At 54.0% G+C, this 12,351-nt stretch carries 13 protein-coding genes; 10 read left to right on the forward strand and 3 right to left on the reverse strand.

Translation table 11 applies throughout. The annotated features are described in order from the left end of the window. Positions 1-16 precede the first annotated feature (16 nt). Together PSH57_RS18460 and PSH57_RS18465 are read left to right on the forward strand one after the other, a co-directional pair. Entirely contained in the window at positions 17-865 is an 849-nt protein-coding gene (locus PSH57_RS18460) for a transketolase (RefSeq protein ID WP_305384684.1), read from the forward strand. Continuing rightward, positions 862-1,884: a transketolase family protein gene (locus tag PSH57_RS18465; RefSeq protein ID WP_305384686.1), complete on the forward strand. Its 1,023-nt coding sequence runs from the start codon at positions 862-864 to the stop codon at positions 1,882-1,884. Before PSH57_RS18460 ends, PSH57_RS18465 begins: the two co-directional genes overlap by 4 nt. A 140-nt stretch (positions 1,885-2,024) precedes the next feature. Here the strand turns inward: PSH57_RS18465 and PSH57_RS18470 are convergent, their stop codons facing one another. The 3 genes from PSH57_RS18470 to PSH57_RS18480 form a co-directional block, all read right to left on the reverse strand. Continuing rightward, positions 2,025-2,753: an alpha/beta hydrolase gene (locus PSH57_RS18470; protein ID WP_305384688.1), complete on the reverse strand. Its 729-nt coding sequence runs from the start codon at positions 2,751-2,753 to the stop codon at positions 2,025-2,027. A gap of 209 nt (positions 2,754-2,962) precedes the next feature. Next, complete coding sequence (locus PSH57_RS18475; protein ID WP_305444700.1) at positions 2,963-3,913, reverse strand: PDR/VanB family oxidoreductase; 951 nt, start codon at positions 3,911-3,913, stop codon at positions 2,963-2,965. 1 nt (position 3,914) lies between these two features. Continuing rightward, entirely contained in the window at positions 3,915-4,967 is a 1,053-nt protein-coding gene (locus PSH57_RS18480) for an aromatic ring-hydroxylating dioxygenase subunit alpha (RefSeq protein WP_305384693.1), read from the reverse strand. Positions 4,968-5,070: 103 nt separating this feature from the next. Between PSH57_RS18480 and PSH57_RS18485 the strand changes: the two genes are divergently transcribed. The 8 genes from PSH57_RS18485 to PSH57_RS18515 all read left to right on the forward strand — a co-directional run bounded on the left by PSH57_RS18485 (position 5,071) and on the right by PSH57_RS18515 (position 12,349). After that, entirely contained in the window at positions 5,071-5,982 is a 912-nt protein-coding gene (locus tag PSH57_RS18485; RefSeq protein ID WP_305444702.1) for a LysR family transcriptional regulator, read from the forward strand. A gap of 642 nt (positions 5,983-6,624) precedes the next feature. Further along, positions 6,625-7,365 carry a hypothetical protein gene (locus PSH57_RS18490; protein ID WP_305384695.1) on the forward strand — a complete coding sequence of 247 codons (741 nt, stop codon included), beginning with the start codon at positions 6,625-6,627 and terminating at the stop codon, positions 7,363-7,365. A gap of 295 nt (positions 7,366-7,660) precedes the next feature. Continuing rightward, positions 7,661-7,891 carry an AlpA family transcriptional regulator gene (locus PSH57_RS18495; RefSeq protein WP_305384696.1) on the forward strand — a complete coding sequence of 77 codons (231 nt, stop codon included), beginning with the start codon at positions 7,661-7,663 and terminating at the stop codon, positions 7,889-7,891. Positions 7,892-7,895: 4 nt separating this feature from the next. Further along, a complete protein-coding gene (locus PSH57_RS18500; protein ID WP_305384697.1) occupies positions 7,896-8,726 on the forward strand; it encodes a ParA family protein in 831 nt (276 codons plus the stop codon). A gap of 80 nt (positions 8,727-8,806) precedes the next feature. Beyond that, positions 8,807-9,016: a hypothetical protein gene (locus PSH57_RS29155; RefSeq protein WP_340368589.1), complete on the forward strand. Its 210-nt coding sequence runs from the start codon at positions 8,807-8,809 to the stop codon at positions 9,014-9,016. A 14-nt stretch (positions 9,017-9,030) separates the two neighbouring features. Next, a complete protein-coding gene (locus tag PSH57_RS18505; RefSeq protein WP_305384699.1) occupies positions 9,031-10,617 on the forward strand; it encodes a ParB family protein in 1,587 nt (528 codons plus the stop codon). Then, positions 10,614-11,162 (forward strand): DUF2857 domain-containing protein, encoded by a 549-nt coding sequence (locus PSH57_RS18510; RefSeq protein ID WP_305384701.1) that lies wholly within the window; start codon positions 10,614-10,616, stop codon positions 11,160-11,162. The genes PSH57_RS18505 and PSH57_RS18510 overlap by 4 nt, the downstream gene beginning before the upstream one ends. Beyond that, positions 11,159-12,349: an STY4528 family pathogenicity island replication protein gene (locus tag PSH57_RS18515; protein WP_305384702.1), complete on the forward strand. Its 1,191-nt coding sequence runs from the start codon at positions 11,159-11,161 to the stop codon at positions 12,347-12,349. Before PSH57_RS18510 ends, PSH57_RS18515 begins: the two co-directional genes overlap by 4 nt. The last annotated feature ends 2 nt before the right edge of the window (positions 12,350-12,351 follow it).

Below are 12,351 nucleotides of genomic sequence, written 5' to 3' on the forward strand. Positions count from 1 at the left end.
TTAATGGAGTTTCACCATGACTACTAATCCTTCACTCGCTTCATCTACGACCCTGGTTGAACGCGCGCACAACATTCGCCGCCACGCGCTGCGAATGGGCCAAGTACAGGGACAGGGCTATGTTGGCCAGGCCCTCGGTGCTGCCGACCTGCTGGCAGTCTCCTACTTCCATGCCATGAACCATCGGCCTGCAGATCCTGAATGGGAAGAGCGTGATCGCTTCTATCTCTCCATCGGTCACTACGCCATTGCGCTGTACGCGGCCTTGATCGAAGCCGAAATCATCCCGCTCGATGAGTTGGAAACCTACGGAGCGGATGACAGCCGCCTGCCAATGTCGGGCATGGCCGCCTACACCCCGGGCATGGAAATCACCGGGGGCTCTCTGGGTCAGGGCCTGGGTATCGCGGTGGGTGCCTGCTTGGGTCTCAAGCGCAAAGACTCGCCCTCCTTCGTCTACAACCTGCTGTCGGACGGTGAACTGAATGAAGGCTCGACCTGGGAAGCCGTGATGTCGGCATCGCATTGGAAACTCGACAACTTGATCGCGATCGTCGACGTCAACAACCAACAAGCCGATGGTTACTCCAGTGAAATCCTGTCGTTCGAACCCATCGTCGATCGCTGGCAAGCATTTGGTTGGTTTACTCAGCGCGTCGATGGCAATGACCTTGATGCTCTCGTCGCCGCCTTCGATGCCGCGCGCAACCATCCAACCGCCCAACCCCGCGTGATTATCTGCGACACAAAAATGGGCAAAGGCGTGCCGTTTCTGGAAACCCGCGAGAAGACCCACTTCATCCGCGTGGAAGAACACGAGTGGGATCTGGCACTGAGCAACCTTGAAGAAGGAAAAGACCAATGAGCAACACCGCTAACACGCCGACTTCGACTGGCGAGCCAATCAAAAAACGCCTGACTACCTCGGCGATGATCGCTTCCATTGCCTCAGAAGGCCAAGCGACTAAATCGGCCCCGTTCGGACACGCATTGGCTGCATTGGCGGATCAGCGCTCGGACATCGTCGGTCTTTCTGCTGACCTGTCCAAGTACACCGACCTGCACATCTTCGCCAAGGCCCATCCCGACCGTTTCTATCAAATGGGCATGGCCGAGCAATTGCTGATGATCGCGGCCGCCGGCATGGCCCGAGAAGGCTTCGTGCCGTTTGCCACCACCTACGCGGTGTTCGCTTCGCGTCGTGCCTATGACTTCATCTGCATGGCCATCGCCGAGGAAAACCTCAACGTCAAGATCGTCTGCGGCCTGCCCGGCCTAACCACTGGTTACGGCCCAAGCCACCAGGCTACGGACGACCTGGCGATCTTCCGCGCCATGCCTAACTTGATGATCGTCGATCCGTGCGATGCACTAGAAATCGAACAGGCCGTGCCCGCCATCGCCGCGCATCAGGGGCCGGTGTACATGCGTTTGCTGCGCGGAAATGTGCCACTGGTGCTGGACGAGTACGGCTACAAGTTCGAGATCGGCAAAGCCAAGACCCTGCGCACCGGTAACGACGTTCTGATCATCTCCACCGGCCTGATGACCATGCGCGCACTGGAAGCCGCCAAGGCACTGCAAACCGACGGCGTCGATGTCGCCGTGCTGCACGTACCGACGATCAAACCCCTGGATGTGCAAACCATTCTTGCCGAGGCAAGGAAGCCAGGTCGGCTGGTGGTCACAGCAGAAAACAGTTCGATCATTGGCGGTCTTGGCGAGGCCGTTGCAGGGGTGCTGCTGCGTAACGGAGTGACGCCAACTTTCAGGCAGATTGCTTTGCCCGACGCGTTCCTTGACGCAGGTGCCCTGCCGACGTTGCATGATCGTTACGGAATCTCAACTCAAGCCGTTTGCGCACAGATTAAAGGTTGGCTGTAACCGCACTCCAAAGGCACCTGCCCCCAGGTGCCGTTCAACTCGATGCAAGTTAGTAAACTTCCTCAGCCTCTAACGTCATGAATATGAAACCAGACGGGCTTCCTGATTCGGTAGCTCAAAGCAATCACCTGCAACGAGAGTCAATCGCCAACGCCCCTTGCCGTACCCAGCACCCCGTTTATGAAATTGACGGCAGCGGCGAGCGCCTCACGCCCCTCGGAAAGCACCGGCGCATATGCCTGCCAGACATGAAACATACCGGGCCATACCTCCAGCCTGGTATCCACGCCCGCTGATCCTGCGTTTCTCGCCAGACGTACTGCATCATCGAGTAGGATTTCACACTCCCCCACTTGAATCATCATTGGCGGCAACCCCTGCAGGTCAGCCTCCAAGATAGCAGTCTCGACCTGATCTACCAGGTAGGCGTCAGCACTGGCTTGCAACTTCTGAGGTGTAAGAAAGCAGTCCACTGCAATCTTGGTATGGATGCTTTCTCCGGTAAGAGCCAGATCCAGCCAAGGAGAAAACAGCACCACGCAACCTGGCAATTCAATTCCCATGGTCCTGGCGTGAATCAGGGCGGCCATGATCAAATGGCCTCCCGCCGAATCCCCCACCAATGCAATATCGTTTGCTCCTTCACATTTAGCGAGTAACGCCGCATACGCAGTCAGAACATCTTGCTGTGCAGCAGGGTATGCATGTTCAGGTGTCAGTCGATAATCAACCACGTAAGCCGTGGAAGATGTACCGGCAGCAAGCGTGCCGGCGATTCCCTCAAAACCTTCAGCGCTGCCCACCATGAAACCACCACCGTGGACATAGAGCAAAGAGCGCTGGGAATCCACACAGGTTAATTTCCGCACAGGAACTCCACCGAGTGTCGACGCCGTGGAGCTGCAATCAGGCGGAGGCGAAAAACGCTTGCACAAGTGGTCAAAACCTATGCGAGCCTGCTGCAGCGATCCGGGTGGATTTTCTCGTCGAGAGAGCAGCTCATTACGAATAGCATTCAGTTCACAACTACTCATTCTTGCCTACCAATCAAAGAGTGACGTGGAGTGTCAGTCAGATATCAAGCACCAGTCTTGATGACTTGGCACGTGAAACACACTGCAGAATGACCGCATTGGAAGCACGCTCCTCTTCGCTGAGGACATACGTCCCTATGATCAACTTCACCCGCTAGCACCCGGCACTCACAGGTACGGCAAAGACCCTCCCGGCAGGAATAAGGCACCATTATCCCCACCTCTTCGAGTGCATCTAGAAGGCTGGTATCAGCTGGCACGGTTAACTCCATGCCACTGCGAGCAAGTTCCACTACGAAGCTTTTGTTCTGTTCCTTCTCAGGTGCATCCGACTCAGGTGCACTAAACAACTCGAAATGCACCTGGCCGGAAGGCAGGTAAGCCTGTGCGGCATCCCGTACCGCATTCATGAGCGGTGACGGCCCACAGCAATAGAGGTGGTCCGTTGCCTTTGCTTGTCGAGTAAACGCCTGCAGATCGGGACGACCAACCATTTCGTCATCCGAGTGAAATACTAATTTTCCGCCACGAGGAAGATGCTCGATGTAAGCAGCCCGGGACCGTGATCGGACGCAATAGAGAAGTTGCCATGGTTTGTCATTCGCATCGCACCAACGAATCATGCTAAGAATCGGCGTAATGCCGATACCGCCGGCGATAAAAAAATAGGTGCTTGCGTCGTGTGCCAGCGGGAAGTTATTGCGAACCGCGCTAATTTCGAGCAGGTCGCCAACTCGCAGATGTGCATGAATGAACGCTGAGCCACCCCGTGACGGCTCAGACAATCCGACCCCAATTGAGTAGCTTCCGTCCGAAGGATCGTACCGGTGAACGGAGTATTGCCTGATCAGACCATTTGGCAGGCGAATATCAATGTGCGAGCCCGCGTCGGCCACAGGAAGAGGTTGACCGTCCAAGGCCAGCAAGCAGATATCCATAATGGCGTCAGCAGCTTTCACTATCGCCATCACTCGAACGCGGTTCCAGTCGCTCATCTCAGACCTCCTGGATCTTGACGGGATTGCTTATCGCCTGCTCAGCCTTATAAGCATTCGCCACCAGCCATCTAAAATACGAAAGAGCAGCATCAGCTCCGATCGGAATCATTTTGAAATCGGAAGTCAACTTCAACATGCGATCTTGCGCATGAATCATATCGCTGTCCTCCTGGAACGCTGTGACGACCTGGTTGTGGATTGCCTGCGTGACCTCGGGGTCATCAATGGCGAAATTATGAGGCTGCGAAAAGAAGTAGTGCGTGGACTCGTCCGTCTCCGGGGTCAGCGCCTGAGTGCTGCGGAACTCTGCAGCATTGACTCGATCTCCCGCCTTGGCATTGTGGCCACTGGGCTGCATTCCCGAATCCATCAGGAAGATGCTCGGCAGCACGAAATCGTAGATATTCCAACGATCAACGGGCCCCGGATAATTTTTGATTTTCTGCACGAACGGTGCAGGTTTAATACCTTCACCCCAACGCGTTACTCGTACGCCGTTCTCCAGCTTTTCGACCTGAGGTATACAAGCCGCATAGGCCTCATCACCGCCCAGCGTGTTCGGATGAACGTAGGGCAAATGTGCGAGGTCAAGCAGATTGTCCGCGATCAGCAGGTAGTTGGTGGTGTAATAGGTGTAACCCTCAAGGCTTCGCCACTCAGGGTCATCCAGCCAATGCGTATCAGGGATCTGGGACGGATCCGCCAGGCTGGCATCACCCATCCAGATCCAGATCCACTTGTGCTTCTCCACGACTGGGAATGTGCGCACTTTAGCCTGCGGAGGAATGCGCTCTTGGCCGGGTATTTCGACGCAGCGCCCCGTCGTATCAAATAGAAGACCATGATACATACACCGAAGCTGATCGCCTTCCAGGCGTCCTTTCGATAGTGGAGCACCTCGGTGACAGCAACGGTCCTCGAAAGCCACAACTTTTCCGGAGCTATCCCGCCAAAGCGCCACTGGTACATTAAGAATCGTTCTTGCAAGAAGCTCGTCGACCGGAATCTCACTCGACCAAGCAGCTACATACCAAGCGTTACGAAGAAGCATGACCTTGACCTCATTTCTTGTTTTTGTTCTGGAAACTTTCCTTGCTGACTCTATGCTAGAGATGGATCATGTATGCGCATAGATCATGGAGCTAATACACAACATGCATACCATTCATGGTAAGAAATTCGATCTAAACCTGCTGATCGCATTCGACGCGCTTCTGCGAGAACGCAATGTATCTAGAGCAGCAGAGCATCTTGGCTTGACGCAGAGCGCTATGAGCCACGCACTACGACGTCTACGGGAGTTCTATGAAGACCCCCTCTTCGTCCGTATTGGCGATGCAATGAAACCGACGCCGTTCGCGGAGGAGATGGGGGATTCAGTTCTGGAGATCGTTTCTGCCGTACAACACAAGCTGTTGGCACAGGCCAGTTTCGACCCTATGACGTCCACCAGGGTCTTCAGCCTTTGTATGACAGATATGGGTGAGTTGGTCTTTTTGCCAAGGCTGATTGCAGAACTTCAGAAAGTGGCCCCTAAATGCCGAATTCGAACGTCTCAACTGCCCAGCGAGCATATTGCCAATTCACTGGAGAAAGGTGATACAGACCTTGCTATAGGGTCCCACTACATCCAGAACCCTAACCTTTTTCAACAAGAGCTGTTCGTGCACTCTTTTTGCACTATTATCAGCTGCGCCTATCCGGTCGATGAACTGAGCCTTGAAGAATTTCTGGGCATGAAACATGTTTCAGTTGTGCTATCAGACAGCAGCAGCCGCTACGACCAATTCATCGATGAGCTGGGGTATCGAAGAGAAATTTACCTTACAACTCCACATTTCATAACTGTCCCGATGATACTGGAGAAAAACCCAAGCTTAATCTCGACCGTGCCCAGTGAGCTGGGGCAGACTTTTCTGCGCTACAATGCGGTCAAGGTGATAAAAACGCCGATCAATTCCCCCAGCTTATACCTACGACAGTATTGGCACCCACGCTATCATCATGACCCCGGAAATATATGGCTGCGCCAGTTGGTAAAGCGCGTCTTTTCGACCGTTACATGAGCTAAGGGGCCTGATTTTTTGTAAACTGTTGATCGCAACACTTGATTGTCGACAAGCCGACAAGAATAAATCATTGCGACGAGGGCTTTACCTCAGTCACCAAATCGCTCATTACAGGTCACATGCTTCGGACCGTTCTAAAATTGCCTTAAATGAAACTTTACCCTTTCGAAATTAGGGTAAACGTGGGTGGAATTTCATCATCGGTAATGCGGCATCCATCTGCGCCCACCAAAAATACCAGGCTATGGTGTTGAATTATGAGTGCAAGCACTCAGTACGCTTAGGTCAAACTTTTACCATGAGTATCGTGCATAGTATGTATTTATTAAATCATCTTGGCACGTTGACAATCTTGCTCTATTGTACCTTTTTTTCAATACATCATTTATTCAGCTTTTTTATACTCCAAACAGATCCGTTCGAAAGCTGTTGCCAAATGGTGTGAGATTACAAAAAATGCAGCAGATCATCGTAGCGATCTTAATCTAGGAATTTCGAAATTGACCAGTATGAAAAAACACTAATTAATGATCAAAAAAAAGAAAATCATCAAAAGTCGCCAAATAGGCACCTTAGCCACCCACATTACAAACTAGACACGTATTCGGCGACTTCCCTTAAAGACAGGAGGTCATATACGTGCCTAACCCGAATAACTTTGAACCCACACCAAAAGTGTTTTATCGCCCTATTGATGTAGCGATCCGGTGGTGCAATCTGATGGCATACGAAACAGCCATTCTTAGCGCAACTTCTTTTTCACCCCCGACGCTCTCAAGGTTATTCCCACAGTGGCCTTGCCTGCGCGAAAAAAACGAAATAATTCGAGACGCCATTGTTAATCATGAACTCCCTTATGGAATTTTAGTTGCGCCCGGAACGCCTACCGACTGCAACCTAACTACCATACGGCACACCGATCTTAGATCGTGGATGGCCCGTTATTATCCTGAACAACGCCCAGCTTTTTTATTTGGCCCCTCCAAGGAAAACGAAAAAATCATGAGCATTGGCACCTATTTAACAATTCGCGCGGACAAAGACGCACTTGAGTCAGAATTAAAGAATGCTACAAATACAATCAGAATAATGCTAGACGAAATCAAAAATCTAAAACTAGAAAAAGAGAACTTAAACATGCATATCAACTTGAACAACCCACTCAACGAGCAAAGCAATGGCAGCCTTCTGATTATTATAGGTGCATTAATCGAAACGATTCTTGGTTCCACTCAATCAGGAAGAAGACACTCCATTTTTGACAGTCAAGCAGCAATTGTTAATTCAATAACAGCTCATTACGATGGAGTGCAGGGCCTGAGCAAAAGAACGCTGGATGCAAAGTTCGCCGCCGCAAGACGCAGCCTTCCTAAATCTTGAATGAAATTAAAGTCTTTCTTTACACAACTAAATCAACAAAACTAACAAAACCAATAGCCGAACACACCTAAAATACAAACAAACAATTAATATCTTCAGTTAGAAAACCCACGATCTACCACGATAGCTTATGAATCGCCGTAAAGCCGAGCGTAGTGCTTTATATGACTGTCTTGGAATCAACGACATTGCATTGCAATACCGTTGATTGCAATGCAATGACTTTCCACCCGCGTCTGTTATTCAATTCAGGTGACTTCCCACCACGTGCCTATCGGCACCAGGAGTGACCATCATGTCCAGCCAATCCTCACCCATCGTTGAAGAACCTCAACTGCAAGTAGAACGTCACATCATGCGGCGTGACGAGGTGGAGCGAAAAACCGGTTTCAAGCGTGCACATATCTACAACTTGATGAAGGAGGGTAAGTTCCCTCAAGCCAAACGCATTGGACTGCGCGCCGTAGGCTGGGACTCGCTGGAGATCGAGCAGTGGGTCGTTGAACGCTTAGGCCAGCAGGCCTGATGTCATGCGCGTGGTATCGGTGGTTTCCACCAAAGGTGGGGTGGGTAAAACAACAGTAGCTGCCAACCTCGGTGGCCTGCTGGCGGATGCTGGCCTGCGCGTGCTGCTGCTGGATCTGGATAGTCAACCCACCCTCTCCAGCTATTACGCCTTGAGCCACAAAGCTGTTGCTGGTGCGTACGAACTTATCGTGCTCAACCTGACAGATCCTGCTCAGATAATCTCCACAACCACGGTTATCGGTCTCGACCTGATCCTCTCCAACGACGATCAAGGTCGAGTGAGCACCTTGCTGTTGCATGCCCCCGACGGGCGACTACGGCTGCGCAATTTGCTCGATAATTTCCGCCCCAGCTATGACCTGCTTTTGATCGACACCCAGGGCGCACGTAGCGTGCTGCTGGAGATGGCCGTACTGGCCTCCGATCTCGTCCTCTCTCCCGTCACGCCAGAAATGCTCGCCGCACGCGAACTGCACCGCGGCACCTTGAAGCTGCTGAGTGAGCTTGATCCGTTCCGTCACCTGGGTATTCCACCGCCCCCCTTGCGACTGCTACTGAACCAGGTGAATGCCATTCGGGTGGACACCCGAATGATCATCCGAGGTCTTCGCGAGACCTTCGCCGAGACTACCAATATCTCGGTTCTAGACACCGTAGTTCCGGATCGAGTGGCGTACCTCAATGCCGCCTCGCTTGGCTTACCCGTCCACCGAATCGAGACGCGCCAGTCATCGCCATCTGCGTTGAAAATTATGCAATCTCTGGCCATTGAACTGTTTCCGGAATGGCGTGAAGCGATCTCTACGGTGAGCAGATGCGCAGAGGTTCGATGAGACGAATCGCCCAGCCGGCATTTCGCCAAGTCATTTTTTATCGACCTTAATGCCAACAGCGTTTGGCCAGGAGAATTTTGATGTTGAATCAACGTCCCATCATCGCTCAACCATCTATTCGACCACACCACCCACCTTGCGAGGAGTACTGCACTGTGGTCTTTTGCCTGCAGGGTGGACGCTCGGCCATGGGTTGGCTCCTCGCAGAACTGTCCCACCATTTCGAAGGTTCGGGGACCGCCGAGATCGTCAAGTTCGAGGTCGGTGACCACTTGCGTAGCCGGCGTTAACCGAGGCGGTTCAGATGAAGAAGCTTAGTCAGGAGCAGATCACCGACAAGCTGCACCAAGACCACTTCCCTCGGGGTCCAGAACTGGAGCGGCTGTCCGATCCAGTGATCGACACACCTATGCTGGTCACCCTGGAGCAGTTGCGACCCTACGAACATAACCCGCGTTTCATCCGTAATCCGCTTTACGACGATATCAAGGCCTCGATCCGTGAGCGCGGGCTGGATCATCCGCCACCGATTACTCGCCGGCCGGGAGAAACCTATTTCATCATCCGCAACGGTGGCAATACACGCTTGGCGATTCTCGGCGAGCTGTGGCAGGAAACCCGTGACGAACGCTTCTTTCGCATTCACTGCCTATTCCGGCCTTGGAGCAATGAAATCAGCGCCCTGCTCGGCCATCTGGCCGAAAGCGATCTGCACGGCCAACTCACCTTCATCGAGCGAGCACTGGCTGTGGCCAAACTCAAAGCCATGCTCGAACCGGATGGAGCAGTGCTCTCGCAGCGCGAATTGGCACGACGCCTTGCCGCTGGAGGCTATCCGGTTTCGCAGTCGCATATCAGTCGGATGCTCGACACCCTTGAACACTTACTGCCCGCGATTCCACAAACCCTGTATGCCGGTTTGGGCAAGCCCCAGATCGAACGCTTGATCGGCCTACGTAGCCAGGCTGGACGAACCTGGAATCGTTATCCAACCGCCACCATTGCGTTCGCCGAATTTTGGCTCGAGACCCTGGGCGACTTCGATGCCGATCCCGAATCCTTCGATCTTGAGCAGATCCAGGATGAACTGCTCGAGCGCATGAGCCGTTTGCTCGGACAGTCCTACCGCATGTTGGCCCTGGAGCTGAGCGACACCCAACGGGTCATCTCGACGCCTGGCGTTGTCGTCACCACACCCCCAGAGAACAGCCATCCGCCGAGCGTTGATGAAGCTGCGGCAGGATCGCCCTCCTCCGAGTCCAATCCCAAATCAACTGAGAGCAGGCCCCAGACTGAAACAGCGCGAGAGGAAATGCTTACACCGCCTGAAACCAATGTCGTTTCAGCGGTCAGCCCTCCGTCGCGCGTTCAACAGATTCGCAAACAGATCGAGCGCGAAACTGCCACCGAAACAGCACCGACCTTTGAGGCCTGCTCGACCGACGACATCTGGACCATTGCACCAGCACTAAATACCCCCGAACAACTGCGTTTAGCCATTGCCAGACTGGCGCGAGAAATGGCGACCTATGCCGGACATCCCGAGAGCATCATCGATCAGCAGCTTGGCTTGGGTTTCACTCTGAACATCGAGCGACTTGATCTTGCCGCGTCTCGCGCGACCGGCGTTCACCTAATGCTCCTGGCCCTGTTGCGCGCTCAAGACGACGTGAACTGGGAGGATCGCAAGCAACTGCCCTCAGCCCTGTTCGGCCAACTGTTGTTGGGCATCTATCAACTCCCCCTGACAGATCGTCCCGCTGTGGATGTGGGACTGGAGCGACTGCCCGACAGCCTGTTAATCAAACTGTATCGCCTGATCCGCCTAGCCCGTCGCCTGATCGACTTAACACTTCCCCCTGAAGACGACTCACCGAAGGAGCTGCCATGAGCCTGTCCTTCAATGTGCTCAACCAGGCCATGCTGACCCAGGTGCTGCATGAAATGCGCCTGGGTAATCTGCAACGCTGCAAGGCACTCGGACTGGGTGAGGATGATATCTATCTGTTGCAATCCTTACCGCCCACCACGCTGTCGCGCCTGGCCCATGCCACTGTACCCTGGGTTGAGGTCAAGATTGACTCGCCGGTGCTGCATCGGTTGATCGAGCAAGCCGAACGCGACGAGCAGAACGAACGGTTGATCAACCGAGCGCTCAAGTTAGGTGCCAGCAGCACCATCATGTATCAGTGCTTCGGCTTGGCGCATTCGGAAACCGCCTTGCGTCGACGTCTGCTCAAGATAGAAACTCGTAAGGGCCGTCCTCAGCATTTGAGCGAAGCGCAGGAACATGCGCTCTGGCAGCGATGGTGCCAGCTACGCGCTCAGGACGGTACCGAGGATCAGCTCGACGCCATGATGATGCTGGCGGAGGAGCAACAGATTAGTTTGACCATCGTTTGGCAGCAGATCGACCAGTACAGCAACGGAACATGAACACTGCCCCTTCCAGTCGCTGGCAGCGTGTCCTGCAACAATGCACCCAGCAGTTGAGTGAACGCTGGCCCGCACGCCCTACCACCGAACAACCGTCCAACCAGGCTCTGCAGGCTGGTTTTCTGTTCAGTGGCCAATCACACGAAGTCGTGCCGCGTCGCCTGCTGTTGGATAATCGGTTGACGCCATTGGAACGCAATGCCTGGCAGGTGTTTCGACTCATGCTGCAAGGTCAGGGCGTGGTCACACCACGCTATGAGGATTTGCAGCCTTACCTATCGAGCGTGCCCTACGGCGCGTCAGCCTCCCGTGAAACCATTGCTCGTGTCTTGACCATGCTTAGACTGACGCGCTGGCTCAGTTTAGTGAATCGCGGACGCGATCAGCTCAGCGGACGTCTTCAAGGTTCGCTGTACGTCCTGCACGATGAGCCGTTAACCCCCACCGAAGCCATGGAGTTGGATCAGGAATACCTCGAGCTGATTGGACATTGCCTCAGTCATAACACCAAGGCTGTGCGTGTTGTCGCCCAGCACATTTTGGAAGAAATCCGTCAGGACAACCATATCGATCTGGGTCAACTCCCCACCCGGCTCGACAGTTGGGGCGAACGCTGGACGCAGCAAGGATTGGATCAGGCAACCGCTGACGCGTTACGCGACTCCGAACTGGGTGGCGATCACCGCGTTCGGAATCGTGCAGGCTCTCGTTCGGAATCCGAACCGGGCTTGAACGCCAGTGTTTCCGGCACCGTTCGGAATCCGAACGCCGCCTGTACTGTATTAAAAGAAAGTATTTGTACAGTACCGCGCGCGACCCCGGCGGTGGATAACCTGCACTGGCCCGATCCGCTGCACCTGAGTCCAAGCGAGCGTCAGGCCGTCGCCGTGGCGCTGAACAAACTCAATCCAGCGGATCGTCAGGCGGTGCTCAACGAAGCGGGTGCACGCTGTACGACAGGAGGCATCCGCAAGCCAGCGGCGTATCTGATGGGCCTGATCCAGCGCGCACTGAAAGGCGACTTTCGTCCTTGGGCAGGTCAGACAGAGCCCTCACCCATTGCAGAACCGCCCCCAACAGCACCCGCTCGCCCATCCCGAAAACAGGGCGAACCCGCCTCCGCCCTCGCCCAAGCGTGCCTGAATGAGTTACGCCAACTGCGCGGCAAACGCCCTGGACATCAGTAGAT

Source organism: Pseudomonas hefeiensis (assembly GCF_030687835.1).
Taxonomy (GTDB): Bacteria; Pseudomonadota; Gammaproteobacteria; order Pseudomonadales; family Pseudomonadaceae; genus Aquipseudomonas; species Aquipseudomonas hefeiensis.

What these genes read in the sequence shown, in the direction of transcription:
- PSH57_RS18485 (WP_305444702.1), top strand. Translation starts at nt 5,071, where the DNA reads ATGCATACCATTCATGGTAAGAAATTCGATCTAAACCTGCTGATCGCA.
- PSH57_RS18460 (WP_305384684.1), top strand. Translation starts at nt 17, where the DNA reads ATGACTACTAATCCTTCACTCGCTTCATCTACGACCCTGGTTGAACGC.
- PSH57_RS29155 (WP_340368589.1), top strand. Translation starts at nt 8,807, where the DNA reads ATGTTGAATCAACGTCCCATCATCGCTCAACCATCTATTCGACCACAC.
- PSH57_RS18500 (WP_305384697.1), top strand. Translation starts at nt 7,896, where the DNA reads ATGCGCGTGGTATCGGTGGTTTCCACCAAAGGTGGGGTGGGTAAAACA.
- PSH57_RS18515 (WP_305384702.1), top strand. Translation starts at nt 11,159, where the DNA reads ATGAACACTGCCCCTTCCAGTCGCTGGCAGCGTGTCCTGCAACAATGC.
- PSH57_RS18465 (WP_305384686.1), top strand. Translation starts at nt 862, where the DNA reads ATGAGCAACACCGCTAACACGCCGACTTCGACTGGCGAGCCAATCAAA.
- PSH57_RS18475 (WP_305444700.1), bottom strand. Translation starts at nt 3,913, where the DNA reads ATGAGCGACTGGAACCGCGTTCGAGTGATGGCGATAGTGAAAGCTGCT.
- PSH57_RS18495 (WP_305384696.1), top strand. Translation starts at nt 7,661, where the DNA reads ATGTCCAGCCAATCCTCACCCATCGTTGAAGAACCTCAACTGCAAGTA.
- PSH57_RS18505 (WP_305384699.1), top strand. Translation starts at nt 9,031, where the DNA reads ATGAAGAAGCTTAGTCAGGAGCAGATCACCGACAAGCTGCACCAAGAC.
- PSH57_RS18510 (WP_305384701.1), top strand. Translation starts at nt 10,614, where the DNA reads ATGAGCCTGTCCTTCAATGTGCTCAACCAGGCCATGCTGACCCAGGTG.
- PSH57_RS18480 (WP_305384693.1), bottom strand. Translation starts at nt 4,967, where the DNA reads ATGCTTCTTCGTAACGCTTGGTATGTAGCTGCTTGGTCGAGTGAGATT.